Origin of the sequence: Mycobacterium seoulense (genome assembly GCF_010731595.1) — a bacterium.
GTDB classification, from domain to species: Bacteria; Actinomycetota; Actinomycetes; order Mycobacteriales; family Mycobacteriaceae; genus Mycobacterium; species Mycobacterium seoulense.
This window is the reverse complement of sequence record NZ_AP022582.1, coordinates 1,765,675-1,786,999: the sequence shown is the minus strand read 5'-3', so window position 1 is coordinate 1,786,999 and position 21,325 is coordinate 1,765,675. Positions and strand designations below refer to the sequence as shown.

Here is a 21,325-nt window from a genome sequence, read left to right as displayed (position 1 = left end):
CCTATCAACGAATGACTCAAAAGAGGATGACATTATGAGCGCTAGTCTCGCGCCCGCTGATCACGGTATCGATCGAACGTCAGCGGTCGTCTCAGTGCGCCCGGTGACCCTGGCCGCGCCCGGCCGCGGCAACGACCTGCAGGTACGTGTGTCGGCGCCCGCGCAGGGCCAACGACTACCGGTCATCGTCTTTTCCCACGGCATGACGCTGACCATGGACGATTACCTCCCCTTGAGCGAATTCTGGGCCGCCCACGGGTTCGTGGTGATACAGCCAACCCATCTCGACTCGCTGGGCCTTGCCCCGGATGACCCGCGCACGCCTGACATCTGGCGGTATCGGGTCGAGGACCTGACCCACATCATCGACCAACTTGGCCACGTCGAAGCGGCCGTGCCCGGCCTGCCTGGACGCATCGATAGCAGGCTCGTGGTGGCCGCCGGACATTCTTGGGGAGCACAGACCGCCAGCATGCTCGCCGGCGCGCGCGTCATCGAAAACGGCCACACACCAGGGCGCAGCATGGCTGACCCACGGGTAAAGGCGGCGCTGTTGCTCTGCTTACCTGGCACCGGAGGACTTGATCTCACCCCGTTGGCCGCCGAGTACTTCCCTTTCATGAACCCTGATTTCGCGCATCTGACGACCCCGAGCCTCGTGGTTGCCGGCGACCACGACCAGTCCCCCCTTAGTACGCGCGGTCCTGACTGGTTTACCGACGGCTACCGGTTAAGCCCAGGCGCAAGCGACCTGCTTGTGCTGGCAGGCGGAGAACACGGCCTCGGCGGCATTCAGGGTCATAACGACACCCGCACCACCGATGAGAGCCCGGAGCGCGTCGCGATCGTCCAACACGCCACGCTAGCTTGGCTGCGCAGCGCACTCCACATTGTCGACACGGCATGGCCTTCCGAGCGACAAAGACTCGCTGCAGCCCGTGAGCATCTGGCCAGGGTCGACTCGAAGTAAACGACCCCCGACTTCACTCGTTCTAGGTGAAGCGACCACACCCGCCTGGCACAAGAACGACAATTACCTAACATCGCTGCCGCATTTCGCGCCGTCTGGTCGTAGTCGACAAAGAACGTCTCGGCCTCGCTGGGATGCAATGCAAGGCTGCGCACCGAAGGGTCTCGTCATCGTAGACTGTTGGGCTGGCGGATGGAGTTCCTCGCCGGCATGCCCGTGCCTTACTGGGTGATCCGCGTGGGAACGCCCGCGATGCCGGTGCTTTCGGGCGACAACGGCGGACTGCGCGGTCTGACAGCGGCTGATGCCGGCGTGCCGTCGCGCTGGCTGCCCTACTTCGTCGTGACGGACGTCGCCGAGGCCAGCGCCGCCGCCGTCGCCGCCGGCGGCGCGGTTCTCGCGGGGCCGACCGAGCAGCCGAAGGGCCGTTTCAGCTTGCTGCGCGACCCTCAGGGGGCGAGCTTCCTGGTCTTCGAAAGCAGCAAGCTCGACCCCTGACGGCGGAGCCAACGTGATCCTGTCCGAAACATTGGTGTTCGGCTCTGGGCCCGAGTGTCCAACCGAATTGCTCTGTCTGCCGTTGCTGCGCGCGCGGTATGGGCTCACCTTCAAGGAGTTTCGTGTCACCGACGCCGGGGGGCCGCGCACCGTTGACGCGCTTGAAACGGGAGCGATTCAGGTTGGTGTGCTCTTCACGACCGATCCACGCCTTCTCGCCGGCGACTTCGTCCTGCTCGAGGATGACCGGCACGCCCAGCCCGCCGAGAGCGTGACGCCGATCCTGCGCGAAGAGTTGCGCATGGCGCACGGCGCCGACCTTGCCGCGACCATCGATGCCGTCAGCGCGGAACTCACGACCGAGCGCCTCGCCCAGCTCAATCGTCGCGTCCTTCTCGGGTCATCGCCCGCGGCGGCGGCTGAATTCCTCACCGAGCGGCGGCTCGGCCCGACGCCGTGCGCACCGCGGACCAACCGACCGGCGATTGTCGTCGGCTCGGCCAACTTCGCCGAGAGCGTGACCGTGGCCGAGCTTTACGCCCACGCGCTGGCGGACGCCGGCTTCCCGGTCGAGCGGCGCCTCGGGATCGGCAACCGCGACACGTACTTTCCGCTGCTCCGCGACGGCGCAGTCGACCTCGTCCCCGAGTACGTGGGTAGCCTCCTCGCGTACCTGGACGGCAGCCGTGGGGGGATCCCGGATGCGCACCAAGCCCATGCGGCGCTCGCCCAGGCGCTGCGGGGAACGGGCCTCGCCGCTCTGCAGCCGGCGCCAGCCGAGAACAAGAACGGCATCGTCGTGACCGCCGCGACCGCGGCGCGCCACGGCCTGACGCGGATCAGTGATCTCGGCCGGGCGGCCGGCGGCCCGGACTAGGGCGACTGCTAACCCATTGTGAAGATCGCGACCGCGGCGACGCCAATCACCGCCACAAGGGCCACCAAAATCACCGTGATCGCCGCGCGCACGATCATTTCTTCCGTGAGTCGCCAGCGTGGCTTGAATTCGACGAGAACGGTGTCCCCTCGACGGGCAACTGTGTTGATTTTTGCGACCGCCAAAAGGAGCTCGTCGTGCGCGTCGGTCGCGTCTTTGTCGACTGGGTTGTGCGCGGCGATTGCGGTGGTCATTTCAGCCCCCAGGCTTGCGGACGCCGATAGGCGATATTGGGAGGTCGGAAGCTACGGCCTTCTGGTATGTCCAAAGATACGAGTGCGAGATCACGATTGCGGTAACGATGCTTAACGGTCACGGCACGCAATCGTGCTCCCATACTGCGCAGCGAGCCGTGTGAGCCGCCGTCGGGCTGCCATCATTACGGAGGACCTCTCTCGCTTCAGCACGCGAGAGGAGTTTGCTCGTAATAGACTCCGGTTTTGCATGTGCCACAACAATTTTCAGACGTCGAAGACCACGTGCAGGTTCAAGGCCAAGCATTCCTCGACGAGATGCGGTGGTCATCGCGCACACTAGGACTCGCATCCGACGCTATGGAGGGCCGATACCGGAATGAACCCGGTTGCCGAATTCGACTTCATCATCGTGGGAGCAGGCAGCGCGGGCTGCCTGCTCGCCAACCGGCTCAGCGCCAACCCTGATCGCCGTGTCCTCCTGATAGAGGCCGGCGGCAAAGACGACTGGTTCTGGATCAAGGTCCCGGTGGGCTATCTGTACACAATCGCCAACCCCCGCACCGACTGGTGCTTCACGACCGAGGCCGACCCAGGCCTCGCCGGCCGCAGCATTCACTACGCGCGCGGCCGTGTGATCGGCGGCTGCTCGTCGATCAACGCCATGATCCACATGCGCGGCCAGGCTAGCGATTACGGCCTGTGGGCACAGGCCACCGGTGACGAGCGATGGCTTTGGGGTGGCCCGGACAGCCCCGGCGAGACACTGGCGATCTACAAGAAACTAGAGGACTACTTCGGCGGAGCCGACGACTGCCACGGCGCCGGGGGTGAGATCCGCGTCGAGCGGCCACGTGTGCGCTGGAAGATCTTGGACGCCTGGCAGACCGCGGCTGCCGAGGTCGGCATCCTTCCAATCGATGAATTCAATCGGGGCGTCAACGCCGGTTCTGCGTACTTTCACGTCAACCAACGGCGTGGCCGTCGCTGGTCGATGGCCGATGCCTTCCTGCACCCCGTCGCCCACCGGCCGAACCTCACCGTCTACACGCAGACCCAGGCCTTGCGGCTTCTGATGGACGACCAGGTCCACGAGGATCAGCGTCGCGGTGCCTGGACCACGGCACAGCGCCGCGTCATCGGCGTGCGGTTGCTCAAAGGCGGCCACATTGTCGACGTCCGAGCCCGCCACGAGGTGATCTTGAGCGCCGGAGCTATAGGCTCCCCGCATCTGATGCAGGTCTCGGGTCTCGGCCCGGCCGGCCTGCTTGCCCAGCATCAAGTGCCGGTCGCCGTCGATCTGCCAGGAGTGGGCGAAAACCTCCAGGACCACCTGCAGCTTCGAACGGTCTACCGGGTACAGGGCGCCCCGACCGTCAATACGCTGTACCGGAACTGGATCAGCCGTGCGGGCATGGGACTTCAGTACCTGCTGTTGCGATCAGGGCCAATGACGATGCCGCCGTCCACGTTAGGAGCTTTCGCCAAGAGCGACCCCGCGCTGGAAAGTGCCGATCTGGAGTGGCACGTGCAGCCCTTGTCGTTGCCGAAGTTCGGCGAACCCCTGCACCCCTTCGGGGCGATCACCCCTTCGGTCTGCAATCTGCGACCCAGCTCGCGAGGCCATGTGCGCATGGCCAGTGCAGATCCCCTGACCTACCCGAAGATCTTCTGCAATTACCTGTCGACTGACGCCGATCGTCAAATCGCCGTGCGGGGCCTGCGGATGACCCGGCAGATCATGGCGGCGCCGGCTCTGGCCCGCTACCGCCCGCAGGAGTTGTTACCCGGTCCGCAACTGGTGAGCGATGAAGAGCTGCAGAAGGCGGCCGGTGAACTCGGTACGACCATTTTCCATCCGGTGGGTACCTGCGCGATGGGAGCCTTTGACGCCCGCGGGCGGCCGCGTTCGGCCGCCACGGTGCTCGACACCGACTGCCGCGTGTATCGCGTTGCCGGCCTTCGAGTGGTCGATGCGTCGGCCATGCCCACCATCATCTCCGGCAACACGAACGCGCCGGTCATGCTGATCGCAGAGCGCGCAGCGCGGGCGATTGTGGGATAAGTCGGTCAACACCGAGACACGAACCTGGTTGCCCCCGGCAGCGGGGAAGCCTAAGCCGCCCTCATGCGTCGCGCGACCGCGCGTGCGCAACTCCGAGCGATTCGCACGCGGCGTCCGAGGTCATAGCCGAACGGTCACCGTTCGGTATCCATTTGGGAATGCAACCGCGTTTCGGCTAGCGCAGCTCTATCGGCAACAACAGTCACATCGTTAACATCGCGCGATGCAATGTTTGCCCCCGCCGGCCAGCGATGTGCGACTGCGAACGGTTTCCCGCCGCGACGCGCTGCGCTACGCCGCTGCGTTGGCCGGTCTGGGTGCCGCATCCGTAGCCTGCGGCATGCCCACGGCGGCGGCCACCGCTCCTCCCCAACTGATCGACTTCGCCGCGCGCCAGATTCCGGCGGAGCAGATCCGCGCTGCCGGCTATAGCGGGGTGGTCAACTACGTTTCGGAGTCGCGTCCCGGCTCATCGTTTGGCGCCAAGCCGATCACTCGGCCCTACGCCGACTCATTGAAAGCCGCAGGCCTGGTGATCGTCAGTAACTACCAATACGGCAAGCCAGGTGGGTCGGCACCGTCGGACTTCACGCGGGGCTACGCCGGCGGCATCGCGGACGCGCGCACCGCCTGGCAGCTGCACACCGCCGCGGGCGGCAGCCAGGGTGCACCGATTTTCTTCACCATCGACGAGGACATCAATCGCGACACCTGGAATCGCACCGCGCTGCAATGGTTTCGCGGAATCAACTCGGTTCTCGGGGTTCAACGCACCGGGGTCTACGGAGGCGTCAGGGTGTGTCAGTGGGCCGCGGCCGATGGCGTTGTTGGGTCTTCGAGCACACCTGGCCGCCGCTGGGTCTGGCAAACTCGAGCCTGGTCCGGCAATCAGGTCCACCCCGCCGCTGTTCTCTACCAGAGAGTCGTGAGCACCTCGTCCAATCCCGGGCCGAAGGTCGGCGGACTCGAAGTCGACGTCAACGACGTCCTGGCTTCCGATTGCGGCCAGTGGAACCTCCATGCGAGCCATCCGAGTGGCGATGTGCGGTAGTGACGAGATCGCTGCCCGCAATTCGAGCTAGAGCCCGGACGGCACGACCTTGTCGTTTACCGTCACCGCGACCTGGCCGGTCGTCGGGTTGTACTCGATCTTGCCGTGCTCGAAGGTCGACACCTGCAGGTCGCCGACGGCGTTCACGTCGCTGGTGGGCAAGCCCAGCGGACCTGCCGAACCGTTGGTGCCGGTGACCGCAGGCGTGCCATCCGGGCCGCGTGGGACATTCCAGGCTTCCCGGATCTTGCCCACGATGATGTATGCGGGCGTGCCGGCCTCGCCGTTCTCGGCGGTGATCGCGCCGCCCTGGAACTGCTGGAAGACCACGCCGCTCTCCCGTGTCCCCGCGTTGCGGTCACCCGTCAGCGGCTTGCCGAGAGCCTGTTTCTGACTCGCGGTTGCCGACGAGTATTTGGCGGCGATCGGGCCGGTCAAGGTCACCTCGATGCCGCTCTCCCCAATGAGCTTCACCTCGGTGGGCGGCGCCGGGGTTTTCGGCGTGGAGCTGGCGGTTACGCCGACTTTCGGCGGTGCCGACGCGTCGACGCTTTTGCCATTGCTGCATCCCACAGCGATCAGTGCGACGGCGGCTAGGGCGACGATTGCCGCGTGGCGGTTTGCGATCGCTCTCATGGGCACGAACCTACAACCCGGTCATATCGCCGCGACCGCCGACGCTAGCTGCACCGTTGCATACCCTTCAGATGTGCTGCGCTCCCCATCGTCGACCTGGCACCATGGAGTTTCCGGATCGCGTGGCACGCATATGGCGGAGCCAACGGCGTCCGCTATAGAGGAGATTCCGTGGGCTTATTCAAAAAGAAGAAGCAGCCCGAAACAGCTCCCGCTGATGCCAAGGTGTACTACTCCACCCCTTTTGGGGACACAAACGACGGCAGGCAAAAGCCGTTCTTGCTTGAACGCGAGGGTGTTTGGTACTTCCCGGTCTTTCGCAGCGTGGAATCGATGAAAGAGTTCTACGAGCGGACGAACCGCGCCGCGTACATGATCCTTGAGGGTGACGTAAAGACGGTGATGGACACCAACCGTTCAATTGAGCTGATGAGACGAGTAGGGATCGTGATTGAGCCCCTGAGCGATCATCCGGTTGAGATCAGGCCCGGCGCTTGACGCACGCTTGGGCACAATCGCTTCTTGAGGCGTCGGTGTGGGCGCCAGCTGGAAAAGTAGTACTAACTCAGTGCGAAATGCGTGAGTAGTTCACCATCCTGAATCGGCGGTCTACGGACCCAACGTCAACGTTCGATCACCGTCACCGAGCCATGGTTAAGGTCGCTAGTGACGTAGGCGAAGTGTGTGGTTGGGTCGACAGCGATGGCGAGCGGATTGTTTCCGACGGCAAGGATTCCGGTGACGATTCGTCTGGTGGTGTCCATCACGGACACGGACGCACCGCTGTAGTTGGCCACGTACGCGGTGTTGGTCGGCGGGTCCACCGCCACACCCGCGGGGCGTTGCCCGACGGGCACACTAGCGGTGACGCTGAGGCTGATGGTGTCGACCAATGACACCGATGCATCGTCACCGCTTGCGATATAGGCGGTGTGCGATGCGGTATCGATGGCGATACCGGCCGGGCGGCCGCGAAGTGCGACGGAACCGATGACGGTTCGGTTCGTGGTATCGATAACCGTCACCGTGGGATCGGCAGTGGTGACAAACAAGCGGTGAGCGGTCCGATCGATGGCGACGCGGCTTGGACCCTTTCCGGTGGGCACCGTCGCCGTCACGGCATGCGTCGTCACGTCGATGACCGACACCGATGCGTTATCACCGTTAGTGGCATAGGCGATACGGGCATCCGGGTCGACCACTACCCCGCCCGGATGGGTGCCGACACCTATCCGGGCGATGACCGTGCCGTTGGCGGTGTCGATGACCGACACCGAGGAATCGTCATAGTTGGTGACGTAGACGGTCCGGGTCGACGTATCCACGGCAACACCCACCGGGTGGCGTCCTACAGCGATGGTGGCTGTGACCGTGCGGCTGCCGGTATCGACCAGCGACACGGAGTTGGAACCGGTGTTCGCGACATAGGCGGTGTGTCCGGCGGAGTCGACGGCGACGCCGAAGGGGCCATTGCCCACCCGTATCGAGGTGGCGATCGTAGGTGGACCACTCGGTGCTGCCGTGGCTCCCGGACTGGGCGTGCCTCCCCCGCTCGGCGCCGATGGCGGCGGGGCGACCGTCGCCGATCCCGTCGTGCGCGTAGATCCAGCCTTGGAAGTGTGTGTGCGCAGAAGGTACACGCTCGCGCTCCCCGACGATACGACCACCGCAATCACGGCGGCGACCACCCAGGACCGTTTGGCGCGTCTGCGGTTCCCCGGGATCTGCTGCCGCGGGTCGGGGTGCAACGGTTTCTGCGCTCGCTGCGTTGGCTCACTCGGCCATGAGGCCACTTGTGTGGGGGCAGTGGCATCGGCGTTGTGTGACTGCACATTCGGGTCCCGTAGGCGTAGCGGCACCGTGATCGCATCGCGCGCGGCTCGTGCCATATCCACAGGGGTGGCGTAGCGCTGCGCTGGGTCTTTGGCCATGCCAGTGGCGATTACCGCATCGAACGCCGGCGGCGCGCCCGAGTCAGACGGGCGCGGCGGCGGCTCCGACAGATGTCCTGCCACTTGTTGCTCGATGCTGTCACCCGGAAATGGGGCGCCTCCCGTCAAGCACTCATACAGCACGCAGGCAAGCGCGTAGATGTCCGAGCGTGCATCGGCCTGACCGACTCTGAAGCGCTCCGGTGCCATGTAGCGCAGCGTGCCGACCACCGCGTCCGTCCCCGTCAAACCGGTCTCGCCCAGAACACGCGCGATCCCGAAATCGATCAGATACGCAAAGTCGCTTTCATCGAGCAAGATGTTGGAGGGCTTGATATCCCGATGCACCAATCCAATCTTGTGTGCGGCGTACACGGCGTGGGCCACCTGCTCGACGATGTGCACAGCCCGTGAGGGAGACATCGAACCGGAGGCCAGCACGGTTGCCAGGTCGCGGCCCTCGATCAGCCGCATGTCGACGAATAGCCGCCCGTCGATCTCGCCGTAGGTGTGAATCGGCACCACGTGAGGGTCGTTTAACCGTGCCGCTGAGTGGGCCTCGCGACGGAATCGCTGCTGAAACGTCCTGTCCGCTGCAAAATGCGCTGGGAGTACTTTCAGCGCGACTATCCGATCGGTGACGGTGTCATAGGCTCGCCAGACCTCGCCCATGCCGCCTCGGCCGAGCAAATTGATTAGTCGGTACCGGCCGAACGGGGTCCCTTCCATGGAAACCTCCCGTCGGCTGCAAATCACCAACACCATCGTCCACCGCTGACGCGGTTTGGGAAACCCTCGCGCTGGTATTCGTCATCGCAGCCCACATACTCGGGTGGCTCGACTCCCCCGATATCGCGGCCGCCTACGGACCCAGGGACAAGTGAGGACAACGCATGAGCGCCACCGCCGAACGTTACGTCGTCACCCGCACCATCGCCGCGACCCCGGCCGAAATCTTCGCTCTCCTCGTCGACCATCCCGCAAGGACTGCTCAATTGCTGACGCCGAAACGTTTGAGGTGCGACCGTCGTTCTGGATACCAATTCGATTCGGCTGCTTGGCAATTCAAGGTGTAATGCCGTAAGCGGGGCTACACCGCGGTCGCCTCGACGATGCTGAGCGGCGACGCGGTGTCGACGACGCGGTTCAGCCGGAAGCCGGCTTGGTCGATCAGCCGGCCGTACTCGGCCGCGGTGCGTTCGCGCGCGCCGGCGACGACCAGCATCTCGAGGTCTACCCACTTGCCGTGGAAGTCGCGGTTGTGCTCCGGAATGACGAACTCGCAGAGCAACAGTCGCGCTCCGGTGCGGGCCGCAACGCGAACGTTCTTCAGGATGCGCACCGCGTCATCCTCGGGCCAGTCATGGATGACGTTCTTGAGCACATACGCGTCCCCGCGCTTCGGGACGGAACAGTCTCCGTACACGCAGGACCGCCCGGCGGTTGGTGACGATATGGTGCGTCGCCGTGGCCGCCGCGGGTCTGTTCGTCGCGTGGCGCATCGATGAGCGGGCGCAACCTTGTTGGAGCGTGCGGCAATTTATCGATTTCAACCGCGATATGCGGGCCGCGTTGAAAGCCAAGACGCGGTTCGCGCCGCCGGGTTCCTACGAACAAAACTCGGTACCCGCTGATGCCGACTATCAGGCATGGCTCGACGGCCTCCAGCGGCGAGCCGACCAGGTGACCGCGCCTGGCCTGTTGGGCCACGCGCAGCGGGCTGCGGCGCTGGCGCGAGAATTCATGAAAGACGCCAACCAGATGAACGACGACTTAGGCAGACAAGACCCGCTGAAAGCGCAACTACCGCCATCGCCGAAGGCGGTGACCCGGGTCAACCAGAAGTTCGGCGACGAGATGGCCGCCTTGGCGCGCGCCTGCCCCACCAATGCGGCATAGGCACCTCGAAGGTAGATGGCGGGTAACAGTTAAAAACTGCATGTTTGCATCCGACGACTCCCCGACCCCGGACGTTTGCCGGTCACGCTGGTAGCTCTGTTCGACTGCAGCCCAAGGCGTTCCGGCTCTGTGGTCTCAATGCGGGGGCTAGCGCAATTCTTTCCGGCGGACGACACCCCGGCTTCTAGGTCAACCTGGCGGTCACTCTGGCGTTCACAAGAATCTGGTGGCCTACGGTGGACTCACTCGATCGCGGGAGCGCTCGCGAGAGGCGACTGTGATAGGAAACGACTGTGCCTACCATCACCACGTCGGACGGTGTCGAGATCTTCTACAAGGACTGGGGCTCTGGCCAGCCCATCGTGTTCAGTCATGGCTGGCCGCTGACGGCCGACGACTGGGACGCGCAGATGATGTTCTTCCTGCATCAGGGCTACCGGGTCATCGCTCATGACCGGCGCGGGCATGGCAGATCCGAGCAGGTCGGCACCGGCAATGACATCGAGCACTGGGTGGCCGACCTGGCCGCGCTGACCGAGCAGCTCGGCCTGCGCGACGCCGTCCATATTGGGCATTCCACCGGCGGCGCTGAAGTGGCCTGCTATGTTGCGCGCCACCAGGAGCGGGTCGCCAAGGCGGTACTGGTGTCCTCCCCTACACCGAGCATGGCCCAGGCCGAGGACAATCCTGGCGGGCAACCCCAGGAGTGGTTCGACGCGGTGCGCGCGGGCGTCTTGGGAAATCGATCCGAGTTCTTCCGCGCGGTGCCAGAGGGGCCGTTCTACGGATTCAACCGATCAGGGGTGGAGCCGTCCGAGGCGGTCATCGCGAACTGGTGGCGGCAGGGCATGTCCGGCAGCGCCCAGGCTCACTACGAGACGGTGGTGTCCTGGCTGCAGGACTACTCCGAGGAGCTGAAGAAGATCACCGTTCCCGTCCTGGTGATGCACGGCGATGACGATCAGATCGTTCCGTTCGCCAGCGCGGTGCCCCGAGCGGTCGACCTGCTTCAGAACGGTGCGCTGAAGACCTATGCCGGCTACCCGCACGGGATGCTGACCACGCACGCGGATGTCCTCAACCCGGACCTGCTCGCGTTCATCGCGTCGTGATCGGCAGCGTCGGACCGGGTGACGTCAATCGTCGGCCGGGAGTTGACGGGAACTAGCGGCTTTCGATCGCCGTAGTCGATTACCGACGCCCCGCGGCTAGGACGCGACGATGTCAGTCAGGTCGGTGGCCCGACCGAACAGATAGCCTTGCGCCAGGCCACATCCGGCCATGAAGACTGTCTCGGCCTGCTCGGCGGTTTCGATTCCTTCAGCAATGACGTTGAGGCCCAGGGCTTCACAGAGCCCGATGACTGAGCGATACAGCGTGAGGTTTCGTCCCGGCTCGACACCCATCGCCAGCCCGCGGTCGAGTTTCACAATCTGCACCGGCAACTCGTGCCAATAGGTCAGCGAGTTGTATCCGGCGCCGAAGTCGTCCAAGGCTACTCTGATGCCCAGGTCATTCAGGCGTCTGATGGCCGCCGCGGCGTCGGCGAGATCCACAATGGGAACCGTCTCGGTGATCTCCAGGACGACTCGCTGCGGCGGCAGCCCGTGCCGGTCGAGCGTGTTGCTGATGACCCGTTCGAAATCGACGCTGCCCAACCGCGCGGCGCCGATGTTGATATGAATGTCCAGGCCAAGGCCGGACGATTGGATGTCCGCGCAGGCCCGATCGATCACCAGGGCATCGAGTTCTGCCCCCATGCCGTTGGCTTCGGCCAGGGAAACGAAGGTCTGGGGAGGAATCTGTATGCCGCTCGGTGTGGTCCAGCGGGCAAGCGCCTCGACAGCGACCGGGTCGCCCTGTGGGAGGCCGACGATGGGCTGGTATTTCAGCCGAAAGCCTTGTGGAGCACCACCTTTCGCTAATCGAAGCGCGGTCGGAAAATCCTCGGCCACAGTGAACGCCGGCCGGTAGACCACCGCGGTGTCCTTGCCGAGCCGCTTTCCGGTGTACATCGAGATGTCGGCCTGTCTGAGTAGATCATCGGAGGTCCGAGGCAGGCCGTCACATCCGGGAGTGACCAGGCCCATGCTGGCGCGCACCCGCACCGACGTGCCGTGTAACGAGAACGGACTGCGCAGCGCTACCCGCAGCTGGTCGGCGACAACTTCGGGTGCTTCCACGAAACCCGTGATGAGGATGGCGAACTCGTCTCCGCCGACTCGAGCCAGTGTGTCGTCGGCGCCAAGGCAACTCTTGAGCCGAGCGCTGATCGCACATAGCAGCTCGTCACCGGCTGCGTGCCCGAAGCGGTCGTTGACCTCTTTGAAATCGTCGATGTCGACGAAGATCAGCACGAACGGTCCGTCGCGTATCGCATCGTCCAGCTGCTGCGCCAAGAACAATCGATTGGGCAGGTGCGTCAAAGGGTCGTGCTGAGCCTGATGCGCGAGGCGGCGTTTGGCGTCGATGAGCTGTTCGGTGAGCATCCGCTGCACGCGCATCGCCACCAAGTATCGGGTCGCGACAAGCACGGCCATCGCAACGTAGGTGCCGATGAAGATGGGGTCGACCCGGCGTCCGATGAGCTCGTGGAAGGTGACGAGAGCGGTGCTGCCCATGAATCCCACGTAAGGCAGGGTGAGCTGCGCCCAGTTGGTGGGCATTTCATCGTCGTGTTCGGGACGGGCGCGTGGAGGAAATTCCAGCAAGCTCCATGCGATCAGCAGCGGAGCAATGACGAATCCGCTGCCGACCCACAAGTCCAGCTGCGCCACTCCGACGCTGCGAAGGTAGGCCAGCAGCCGGTCCGAAGACGAAAGGGTGATCACCGCGGCGGCAAGCAGCATGTAATTCGTCCGGCCCGACCGATACGGCGGATACCACATCGCCCCCAGAAGGGCGCTCACCACCACGACGAGCTCGACCGCCGCGATACCGGTCACGACTGCGGTGTTGGTCGACCGGGGCAGCGCGGCGCCGTGCATGGCCCCCAGCCGGGCGACATAGACCAGGTGGAAGAACGCCAGTGTCGCCAACAATCCATCAAGGCCGGCGGTAATTACGCGCTGCCGTCCCCGCATCCACGTTCGCGCCGGCGCGCGGTGGCCCGGCCGAACCAGCAGAAGTATCGCCGCACCGAACAGCAGCCCGGCAACGAAATAGCCGACGACCGCTGCCGGCGGCGCGGTCGCGCCGCTATCAGCCACCCGGACTCGCTGAGAGAGGGCCTCAGCGGCCAGGAAGGTGGCGATGGCCGCCAGAAGGGTCACTCGCCACCACCGCGCGAGGCCGGCAACCCGTCGAACGACAAGCAGCCCGGCGAGCAGCGCCACAACGCACAACGTCACTTCGAGAACGAACTGCCCCCGCAGAGCCGTCGCCACTCCCCACAACCCGAGCGCGTTGAATTCTGCCGCAGCAACGACGACGGCAGACAGCCCGTAACCCATGCGGCGGCTCAGAAACCGCAACGCTCCCCCTCCAGCCCCGGTATTACGTGTAAATCTTGGCAGAACAGGGCGGCACCGGGACCGTTATCGCTCATGCCAGAGAAATGTCAGCGCCTTTTCAGCAAAGAGGACGCGGAATGGCCTAGAGCCGTGTCGGTAATCAGCCGGTGGACCCGCCGTCGGCGTTGGGTCTGCGCCGACCCGTAGGTGAAGAGTTCAACCCGGAAAATGCGCAAGCAGGTGCCGGTCGGCCGTAGCGGGCCCTGGCTACACCGCCGTCGCCTCGACGATGCTGAGCGGCGACGCGGTGTCGACGACGCGGTTCAGCCGGAAGCCGGCTTGGTCGATCAGCCGGCCATACTCGGCCGCGGTGCGTTCGCGCGCGCCGACGACGACCAGCATCTCGAGGTCTACCCACTTGCCGTGAAAGTCGCGGTTGTGCTCCGGAATGACGAACTCACAGAGCAACAGTCGCGCGCCGGTGCGGGCCGCAACGCGAACGTTCTTCAGGATGCGCACCGCGTCATCCTCGGGCCAGTCATGGATGACGTTCTTGAGCACATACGCGTCCCCGCCCTCCGGGGCGGAATCGAAGAACGACCCCTCTTCGATCTTGACGCGGTCCTCGACACCGTACTTGCGAAACAACTCTGGGCCGCCCGCGACGACCTCCGGAAGATCGAACAGCACACCGCGGGAATTCGGAGCCGTCTGCAGAATCGCCGCCAACAGACGACCGTGTCCGCCCCCGACATCGACGATCGTGCCGAACGCACTGAAGTCGTAGGCCGCGGTCAAAGGCACGATCGCCAACTCGGACACATTGGTCATGGCAGAGTTGAAAATCCCACCCAGCTCTGCTTCGTCAGCCAGGTACTCGAACACCGGCTTGCCGCGGAGTTCTGGCACCACCGGATGCCCGGTCCGGATCGCGTCGGTGAGGTGGCTCCAGTGCTCGCGATGCTGAGGCGACCCGACCCATCGCGCCATCCCGGCCATTGACACGGGTGCGTCGGTGCGCAATGTCGCCGCGAGCGTGGTGAGTGCGTAGCGACCGTCGCTGCGTTGGCGAAAGATTCCGATTCCGATCAACGCGCGCATGAGTCGCCTCAATGCGTCGGCGTCGGCGCCCAGCCGGTCTGCCAGTTGCTCGCCGGACAGAGGCCCATCGGCGAGGGCGTCCGCCACGCCAAGATCCGCCGCGGTCGTGATCGCCTGAGCCACCCACGCATTCAGGATTAATTCCATCATCACCGCCGCAGGCGGAGCGAAGCGTTGGCGAAGCCATGACAGGTGGCCGCGGGCCCGTTCGACGGCTCGCGCGACCTTGGCAGGCGGAACCTTTGATGCCAAGTGATTACCTTCCTCCGCTGCGGGACCGATCGATCGGTCCGGATAGGAATTATGCCGGCAATCACCCAACATTTCAATAACGGTTGAAATAAATGCCGACCGCGTCTAGAGTCCCGACAGGGGGTCGGATGAACGGAGTCGCCATGTCGCGTCTAGCCACGAAAGCCGTCCTTGCGGCGATCCTCGTATTTGCCGGCGTTGCAGCGACCGGATGCGTTCCCACGGCAAGCGTCCCGGTGGTCGTCCCCCCCGACGGAGTTGCAGCGGGGTGACGCTGCACCGCACCCAACGCCTATCGGGGCCAGGAACCATGGGCGACGGCCGCTCCCCTGCCTTCGGCCGTGGGTGAGTCGCGGGCGACGAGAACAGCCTACGACGCGAGCAGGAGCGCGGTCGTGACGAGCATGACGGCGGCGGTCACGCCATGGACTCCCCAGGCGATCGACTTCGAGCCGCCGTTGCGTAACACGATAACGGCGTCGGCGAGCGGAATGACTGTGGCGGCCAACATCGCCCAGGCGACGAGATGTGTCGCGCCCGCGACCATCAGGACGATGACGAGCAGGCCTGTCGCGATGTCGCGCACCCCCTTGACGCTCAGATAGGCGTTCGCGCCCGGCTGGTCCAGATCCGGTAGTACGCCATAGCCGGCGGCGGCAACGCGCGGGGCGACGAGAAACCGTGCGCCGATGAAGATGATGCCCGCGGCGAGGAGCCCGGCGAGACTGTAGCCAATGATGATGGTGGTCATTTCGAGCCCTCCTGGGTTCGCTGGTGAATGGGTGAAAACGGTGTCGGGTCAAGCGGTATCGACTGAACGTCGACGATCTCGTCGAGATTGAAGCCGGCCATGTCGGCGGCGAATTCCGGGCTGGCCATGACCTGTCGGGTCACTTGTTCGGGGTCCGCGCCCGGTGGATAGCCGATCAGCGCGACGAGTCGATTCGCGCCGTCGCTCGCCTCGGTCCACACACCGTGGGTGGTCACGCCGAATGCCGGGAAGGTTTCCAGGTGGCGGGCCCAGTGAATTGCCGCATACTGCTGCAGGGCTTCTGGTGATCGCAGGGTGTAGATCCTGAGCTGAAACATCGAATGCCGCTCTCCTCGGTGGAAGCCGCTTGGCGTGGGCTGGGCGGGCGTGTCAGACCATCAGCACCACGCACAAGGCCGCTACTGCCAGGCCTTGCAACGTCGCGCGGGCGTTGATGACTCGGTCCCACTTGGCTTGCAGCGCACGCCCGTTCGGTAGCGGCTGGCCCGCGTCGGCGGCCGCGGTGAGTTGTCGATTGATGGGTGCGCTCACCCGCGCGTAGAGCACAATCCACCCCAGCAGGAGGATCAGCGCGGCGCCCGCGGCGATGGCCTGCATCCGCTGTGCGGCGACCATGGCCAGCACCGCGCTCGTCGCGGCGGCGACAACCCCGAGCACCCCGGGCACCGGCATGCGCCGGTCTCCGTATCGATGGACACTCCCCGTGACCGCGACCAACGCACTGTCGTCGACCAATGCCAAGGCCGGTCGCAGCACGATCGCGCAGAACACGTCGGTGCCGTAGACGACCGCGGTGCCCAGCACCGCGATCATTGCGGCGGCCCGTGTGATGACGTCCAGGTTCATGTCGAACACCCCTCACTCGCAACTGCTAGCAACGCTAACCCCCGGCGCTTAGCGTGTCAATAGCGGCGCTAGTATTTCTACCAGTGCTACCATGGGCTATGGCTATCGAGGACCGTCGTGAGCGCGAGCGGGCCGCCCGGCGGCGGCTGATCGTCACAACCGCCCGCAAGTTGGCCGAGGCCGAAGGATGGGAGGCCGTCACCACCCGTCGCCTGTCCACCGAGATCGAGTACAGCCAGCCGGTGTTGTACAAGCACTTCAGCGGCATGGAACACATCGCTGACGCCGTCGCCGTCGACGGGTTTGGTGAGCTTGCCGATACGCTTCGGGCCGCCCGCGCCGGCGCCGGCGCGGCCAACGACGTCCTGACCCGGGTAGCGGACGCATATCTCGACTTCGCCCGGGACAACCCGGCGGTTTACGACGCGATGTTCACCCGCGCGACCAACTTGCGCTTTGCCGCCGATGACACACCGCCGCAGCTGGAAGCCGCCTTCGCCGAGCTGCGCGCGGCGGTCGGACTCGTCGCGGACGAACAGGATGCAGACACTCTCACCGAAGTGTTCTGGGCCGCATTCCACGGGCTGGTCACCCTTACCCGTGCCGGCCGACTACGCCCTGGCTACGAGTCGGACCGTTTGCAGTTGCTCGTCAACCAGTTCACCAGCAGACGGGAGCCGACGGGCTAGGCCGGACAGAACTGGTCCCATCTCCCCGCGGGCGGAGACGTTGCATCGCGAGACGCACCGTCGGTGAGCCAACGGACGACCGCCTTATGTCGGCGGCGAGCTGAGCAAACTCGGATCCGTGAGAATCGCAGCTCCCGCTCCCAGGAATTCCCTGCACCACGAATCGCCTACCGCGACAGACCAGTCGGGCAGCACCGTCGACGTGTGGCCGTGCGCCTTGTCCAACGCGACCTGAACCAGGGGGCCGAGGACCTCGCCGAATGCCGCAGCGCATTGCGATTCCAGATCTGCATCGCCGGCCGACACCATCCATGGCTCCAGCACGCTCCCCAAGTCCGTGCCCGCGGCACGTTCAAAAGAGGCAAGGTATTGCCCGACAACGAGCGGCGCCACGGGCCGACTCACGACGCGTGCGCGCTCGAGGGCGGCCGTCCCCTCGTCCGAATTGCGCTGAGCTTCCACCTCGCGGAGGTCAAGTTCTACGGACGCCACGCGTCGATAGTCGGAAGCCACCTGTTCTAAGAAGAGTCGTGCTGTCATCCCAGGGTTGGCGCGCTCCGGCATATCGGCACCCGATGGCAGGAGCGGGCGCGAGAAGCGGTCGACCCGGTCTAGCTGGCCGTCCCAGGCCAGCGACGCCGCCGACACGACACGAACCATTTCTGATTCCCGTGGGTCATTCGTCAAAGGCGCGGCCATCACCAAGCCGGCGCGCAACCTGCGCACCTCGTCCTCGAGGGTTCGCGGTTCGCGTCCCGGCGTCATCGGGATTCCCAAGATGGTCGCGATCGCACCAGCCAGCTCGGGCAAACCTGCTTTCAGAAAGTCGAGTTGATCCTCCTCGGTTTGATCCGCTTTGTCGCTGAGGGCATCTGTGACGACGCGCAGGACAAGCACGCGTTCGCACAAGCCCAACGAGCGCATGGCGGAAGCGATACCGAAGGACTCCATGTCGACGAGGACCGGGTGAGTCGCCATTCCGGAGTACAGCGCAAGCGCCAGCGAGTATGTCCAGTCCTCCCTGGCATAGACGGGACCGCTGGATGGGGTGTCGATTGGCACGGGTGCCACACCTGGCGAGACCTTGATTACCTTGTCGGTCGCCAAAACGTGGGCGTCGGGAAGGTCCAGCCCCGACACGGAGCCCGGGGCGCCGGCGGACCCGGCTCGCATCTCAATCGCGTCAAGCGGAGCCTGATCGTCGGGTTGCGTGCGGACGATCCACTTGTTCTTCAACTTGACGACTTCGCCATCGGGTGAGGCGATCACCACTCCCAACGACAGGTATGACACCCTCGCGGCCCGAAACACCTGGCCAATCAACTTCTCGTCGAGCGTTCCGCAGCAGCCGTAGAAGACGTAGTAGTCCGCCCGGTTCTCCCGGGTCGATCTGCTCAGAGCGGCCGCGGCGACGACATTGCCCTGGGCGCTCAATGGATGGTGTTCCACCCTGGCGGTACGGCCGTCGGACAGGCGGCCCTCCAGAGCCTTCTCCCCCTGCTTCGCCGGTGTCCATATCGTGGTTCCGAACACGGGTAGGTCGACGTAAAGGCGTGCCAGCAACTCGGTTACGGCGGTCGCTTCGTTCCTGGTGAACGTAAAAATTGCCACGGTCACATCCGCCACGGCGACATCGTAAGCCCCCGAAGCATACGGGTGCGGCGTTATCGGCTATCGCTGAGATTCAGACAACGGAGTCAATTCCGCGTGGACCGTGCGGCCATACTTGGACCGCATGAGCCGGTGTGCAGTCGGCACCAGGACGCCATGCAGCAACGGATATTTCTGCCGCAGCAGACGTGCCGCCCGCTGATATTCAGGCCCCTCCAGCAGACGCACGCGGCCTGGGAGCGTGGCCCCCGTCGGCTTGCCAGATGCCGTTGCCGGACCAAATTCGACGTCCGGATTACGCCGGATTCGTCGCACTTTGACGGCCCGTTCGAAACTTCGGAAGTAGGCGTGGTCTCCGTCCACCACAATGCTGACCGGACTGGAGCCGGGGGTTCCGTCCTTGCGAAAGGTGGTGAGCGCGATGGTCTTCTGACGCACGAATGGCGCCAATGCCGGATTGGCTGCCGTCCCAACGGAACCCAGAACGTAGCCGAGTTGACGTAGTCGCAGGACAAACGCGAAGGCGAGGGCAACTGACACCACGCCGAGCGCCCACGCTTGCCCGACGGAACCGCCGACGTCGAGGTCCACAACGTGGTTCACCGTGTGCACGGTGTTCGCCACCATGAATCCGGCGAGCGCCGTGGCCAACGCGTCCGCCCAGATCACGGCCAGTAGCAGGGTCGCGCCCAGACCCAGCTGGAACGCGCCCACGTCATGTAAGAAGTGCCGGTGCGCGTCGAATCCGACGGCACGGGCAAAGGAATTCGGGTCGACGAGGCACCAGATCCCGATCCCGGCGGTGACCGCCCCCACTGCCGCTGTCACCGCGACCAGGTAGATGTGCGCCGGCGTGCTCAAGCGATTCATCGTGTCGTCCTTCCGTGGATGCTTGCCCGCTAACCTCTCTCGCTAGACGGAATAAGACAGCGCTGTGTGACACGACCAGCGGCGGCGGCGCAGACCTGACACACCCACGCGGCGTTCAGCGGCTCACGCGGAAACGTTTGAGCCGTGAGGTCGTTCCGGATACCAATTCGAGCCGGCTTCTGGGCAATTGAAGGTGAGCTGCCAGCAGCCGGGTGACGGCGTCATTGGCCTTGCCGTCGACTGCAGGCTCCCGAACGTAGATTGTCAGCGCACCGTCGGGGCCGACCTCGACGAGGGGTCCCTTTCGGCTGCCGGGCTTGACCCTGACGACGACGGAGTCGGTCATGGCGCGTAAGGCTGGAGACACCGCACCTAACCGGCCGGTGGTACCACCGGCGGACGGCATTCGTTGGCGCCAGGATCCCACCACCAGCCGTTGTCACACGCGAGAGGTTGCGGCCCGACACCGAGCGGCCGGCATACATTAGCCGTCGGGTCCCACCATTGCCCCGGGTCACACGCCAAGGGTTGTGGCCCGACACCGAGCGGTCGGCAAACCTTGCCCGTCGGGTCCCACCACTCGCCGTCCGCGCAGTCGGCCGAACTCACCGGTGGTGTCACGATCGTCACGGCTGCCATCGACGCAAAGGCCAGCATGGCGACGACTACAAGTTGGCGAACGAACGTCCTCACGGTGGGCCTCCCCTCGTGCCTAACCACCATCGAAGCGAGCCCGGGCATGCGGGTCAAGAGCATCGACCGAGTCGCAACCACGCGCGATGAATTCCGGCCACGTCACCAGTCAGACCTTCCAGACGGACAAACCGAACGCAAAGGTGGAACCATGTCGTCCCAACACCCGGCCCTGCCGCCAGTCGTCGATCAGCAAACTTGGCGCCGCGCACTGGATGAATTGCGCAAACGGGAGAAGGCCGCCACCCACGAACTGGATGCGATCGCCGCCCAGCGTCGGCGCCTGCCGATGGTCGAACTTGCCGACTATGTGCTGGTCGGCGCCGACGGGCCGATCCGCCTGGTCGACGTGTTCGCCGGCCGATCGCAGCTCATCGTCTACCACCACATGTGGTCGGACGGCGCCGAATGGCAGTGCGGCGGGTGCACCGGCTTCACGTCGCAATTCACCCGCCTCGAGTTCCTCGAGAATTACGACGCCCGGTTCGTCATCGTCACCAACGGACCGATCGAGGAAGCCCTGGCCTACAAACGGAAGGTCGGCAACCGCATGGAGTGGTACTCGTCCTCGGAAAGTTCCTTTGCCGCCGACATGGACGCGCCACCCGGCGGGGGCTTCGGGGTCAACGTGTTCCTGCGCGATGGAGACACCGTGTACCGCACGTGGCATACGAACGGCCGGGGCACCGAGCAACTCAGTCACACGTTCGGGCTGATCGACATCCTGCCCTGGGGACGGCAGGAGGAGTGGCTCGATTCACCTGAAGGGTGGCCCTCGCGCCCCACCTATTCGGGGTGGCTCGGCGCCCCCGACATTGCAGCCGCCTATGGCCCCAGGGATGACTCATGACCCGCGCC

The 21,325-nt window shown here is 64.9% G+C and carries 24 protein-coding genes; 11 read left to right on the top strand and 13 right to left on the bottom strand.

The features are described from left to right. Window positions 1–34 precede the first annotated feature (34 nt). From G6N37_RS08215 to G6N37_RS08205, 3 genes are all read left to right on the top strand, one after another. A complete protein-coding gene (locus tag G6N37_RS08215; protein ID WP_163678475.1) occupies window positions 35–970 on the top strand; it encodes an alpha/beta hydrolase family protein in 936 nt (311 codons plus the stop codon). Window positions 971–1,150: 180 nt separating this feature from the next. After that, window positions 1,151–1,468 (top strand): VOC family protein, encoded by a 318-nt coding sequence (locus G6N37_RS08210; protein ID WP_264065629.1) that lies wholly within the window; start codon window positions 1,151–1,153, stop codon window positions 1,466–1,468. Window positions 1,469–1,481: 13 nt separating this feature from the next. Then, window positions 1,482–2,345: a glycine betaine ABC transporter substrate-binding protein gene (locus G6N37_RS08205; RefSeq protein ID WP_163678466.1), complete on the top strand. Its 864-nt coding sequence runs from the start codon at window positions 1,482–1,484 to the stop codon at window positions 2,343–2,345. Window positions 2,346–2,353: 8 nt separating this feature from the next. On the opposite strand, the gene G6N37_RS08200 is transcribed toward G6N37_RS08205, so the two are convergent. Continuing rightward, a complete protein-coding gene (locus G6N37_RS08200) occupies window positions 2,354–2,599 on the bottom strand; it encodes a hypothetical protein (protein ID WP_163678463.1) in 246 nt (81 codons plus the stop codon). Between the two features lie 379 nt (window positions 2,600–2,978). On the opposite strand from G6N37_RS08200, the gene G6N37_RS08195 reads away from it, so the two are divergent. After that, window positions 2,979–4,664, top strand: a complete 1,686-nt coding sequence (locus G6N37_RS08195) for a GMC family oxidoreductase (protein WP_163678460.1) — start codon at window positions 2,979–2,981, stop codon at window positions 4,662–4,664. A gap of 223 nt (window positions 4,665–4,887) precedes the next feature. Continuing rightward, a complete protein-coding gene (locus G6N37_RS08190; protein ID WP_163678456.1) occupies window positions 4,888–5,715 on the top strand; it encodes a DUF1906 domain-containing protein in 828 nt (275 codons plus the stop codon). Window positions 5,716–5,742: 27 nt separating this feature from the next. Here the strand turns inward: G6N37_RS08190 and G6N37_RS08185 are convergent, their stop codons facing one another. Then, the gene (locus tag G6N37_RS08185; RefSeq protein WP_163678453.1) at window positions 5,743–6,351 is read right to left on the bottom strand and encodes an LGFP repeat-containing protein; all 609 of its coding nucleotides are present in this window, start codon (window positions 6,349–6,351) and stop codon (window positions 5,743–5,745) included. 171 nt (window positions 6,352–6,522) lie between these two features. Here G6N37_RS08185 and G6N37_RS08180 point away from each other — a divergent pair, with 171 nt between their 5' ends. Continuing rightward, window positions 6,523–6,849: a hypothetical protein gene (locus G6N37_RS08180; RefSeq protein ID WP_163678450.1), complete on the top strand. Its 327-nt coding sequence runs from the start codon at window positions 6,523–6,525 to the stop codon at window positions 6,847–6,849. A 125-nt stretch (window positions 6,850–6,974) separates the two neighbouring features. Here the strand turns inward: G6N37_RS08180 and G6N37_RS08175 are convergent, their stop codons facing one another. Then, window positions 6,975–9,011, bottom strand: a complete 2,037-nt coding sequence (locus G6N37_RS08175; protein WP_163678447.1) for a serine/threonine-protein kinase — start codon at window positions 9,009–9,011, stop codon at window positions 6,975–6,977. 164 nt (window positions 9,012–9,175) lie between these two features. Between G6N37_RS08175 and G6N37_RS26165 the strand changes: the two genes are divergently transcribed. Further along, window positions 9,176–9,358: a hypothetical protein gene (locus G6N37_RS26165; RefSeq protein WP_232075353.1), complete on the top strand. Its 183-nt coding sequence runs from the start codon at window positions 9,176–9,178 to the stop codon at window positions 9,356–9,358. A gap of 14 nt (window positions 9,359–9,372) precedes the next feature. Here the strand turns inward: G6N37_RS26165 and G6N37_RS08165 are convergent, their stop codons facing one another. Next, window positions 9,373–9,708, bottom strand: a complete 336-nt coding sequence (locus tag G6N37_RS08165) for a methyltransferase (RefSeq protein WP_372514655.1) — start codon at window positions 9,706–9,708, stop codon at window positions 9,373–9,375. A gap of 41 nt (window positions 9,709–9,749) precedes the next feature. On the opposite strand from G6N37_RS08165, the gene G6N37_RS08160 reads away from it, so the two are divergent. Together G6N37_RS08160 and G6N37_RS08155 are read left to right on the top strand one after the other, a co-directional pair. Beyond that, a complete protein-coding gene (locus G6N37_RS08160; protein WP_232075351.1) occupies window positions 9,750–10,181 on the top strand; it encodes a hypothetical protein in 432 nt (143 codons plus the stop codon). A 293-nt stretch (window positions 10,182–10,474) separates the two neighbouring features. Beyond that, complete coding sequence (locus tag G6N37_RS08155; protein WP_163678440.1) at window positions 10,475–11,293, top strand: alpha/beta fold hydrolase; 819 nt, start codon at window positions 10,475–10,477, stop codon at window positions 11,291–11,293. Between the two features lie 96 nt (window positions 11,294–11,389). On the opposite strand, the gene G6N37_RS08150 is transcribed toward G6N37_RS08155, so the two are convergent. The 5 genes from G6N37_RS08150 to G6N37_RS08130 all read right to left on the bottom strand — a co-directional run bounded on the left by G6N37_RS08150 (window position 11,390) and on the right by G6N37_RS08130 (window position 16,604). Further along, complete coding sequence (locus G6N37_RS08150; RefSeq protein ID WP_163678437.1) at window positions 11,390–13,654, bottom strand: putative bifunctional diguanylate cyclase/phosphodiesterase; 2,265 nt, start codon at window positions 13,652–13,654, stop codon at window positions 11,390–11,392. A 246-nt stretch (window positions 13,655–13,900) separates the two neighbouring features. Beyond that, window positions 13,901–14,986 (bottom strand): acetylserotonin O-methyltransferase, encoded by a 1,086-nt coding sequence (locus tag G6N37_RS08145; RefSeq protein WP_232075349.1) that lies wholly within the window; start codon window positions 14,984–14,986, stop codon window positions 13,901–13,903. Between the two features lie 370 nt (window positions 14,987–15,356). After that, entirely contained in the window at window positions 15,357–15,737 is a 381-nt protein-coding gene (locus tag G6N37_RS08140) for a DUF4267 domain-containing protein (protein WP_163678432.1), read from the bottom strand. Further along, window positions 15,734–16,075 (bottom strand): NIPSNAP family protein, encoded by a 342-nt coding sequence (locus G6N37_RS08135; protein WP_163678428.1) that lies wholly within the window; start codon window positions 16,073–16,075, stop codon window positions 15,734–15,736. The genes G6N37_RS08140 and G6N37_RS08135 overlap by 4 nt, the downstream gene beginning before the upstream one ends. Window positions 16,076–16,127: 52 nt before the next feature. Beyond that, window positions 16,128–16,604 carry a DUF1772 domain-containing protein gene (locus G6N37_RS08130; protein WP_163678424.1) on the bottom strand — a complete coding sequence of 159 codons (477 nt, stop codon included), beginning with the start codon at window positions 16,602–16,604 and terminating at the stop codon, window positions 16,128–16,130. A 98-nt stretch (window positions 16,605–16,702) separates the two neighbouring features. Between G6N37_RS08130 and G6N37_RS08125 the strand changes: the two genes are divergently transcribed. After that, window positions 16,703–17,293 carry a TetR-like C-terminal domain-containing protein gene (locus G6N37_RS08125; protein WP_163678420.1) on the top strand — a complete coding sequence of 197 codons (591 nt, stop codon included), beginning with the start codon at window positions 16,703–16,705 and terminating at the stop codon, window positions 17,291–17,293. A gap of 84 nt (window positions 17,294–17,377) precedes the next feature. Here G6N37_RS08125 and G6N37_RS08120 read toward each other — a convergent pair whose 3' ends face one another. The 4 genes from G6N37_RS08120 to G6N37_RS08105 all read right to left on the bottom strand — a co-directional run bounded on the left by G6N37_RS08120 (window position 17,378) and on the right by G6N37_RS08105 (window position 20,467). Further along, entirely contained in the window at window positions 17,378–18,919 is a 1,542-nt protein-coding gene (locus G6N37_RS08120; protein ID WP_163678417.1) for a hypothetical protein, read from the bottom strand. Window positions 18,920–18,964: 45 nt separating this feature from the next. Next, a complete protein-coding gene (locus G6N37_RS08115) occupies window positions 18,965–19,774 on the bottom strand; it encodes a PPOX class F420-dependent oxidoreductase (protein ID WP_163678414.1) in 810 nt (269 codons plus the stop codon). A 115-nt stretch (window positions 19,775–19,889) separates the two neighbouring features. After that, window positions 19,890–20,120: a DUF167 domain-containing protein gene (locus G6N37_RS08110; RefSeq protein ID WP_163678411.1), complete on the bottom strand. Its 231-nt coding sequence runs from the start codon at window positions 20,118–20,120 to the stop codon at window positions 19,890–19,892. Window positions 20,121–20,146: 26 nt separating this feature from the next. Further along, on the bottom strand, window positions 20,147–20,467 hold the full coding sequence (locus G6N37_RS08105) for a hypothetical protein (RefSeq protein WP_163678408.1): 321 nt from the start codon (window positions 20,465–20,467) through the stop codon (window positions 20,147–20,149). 151 nt (window positions 20,468–20,618) lie between these two features. Between G6N37_RS08105 and G6N37_RS08100 the strand changes: the two genes are divergently transcribed. Beyond that, window positions 20,619–21,317 carry a DUF899 domain-containing protein gene (locus G6N37_RS08100; RefSeq protein WP_163684750.1) on the top strand — a complete coding sequence of 233 codons (699 nt, stop codon included), beginning with the start codon at window positions 20,619–20,621 and terminating at the stop codon, window positions 21,315–21,317. Window positions 21,318–21,325: the final 8 nt, after the last annotated feature.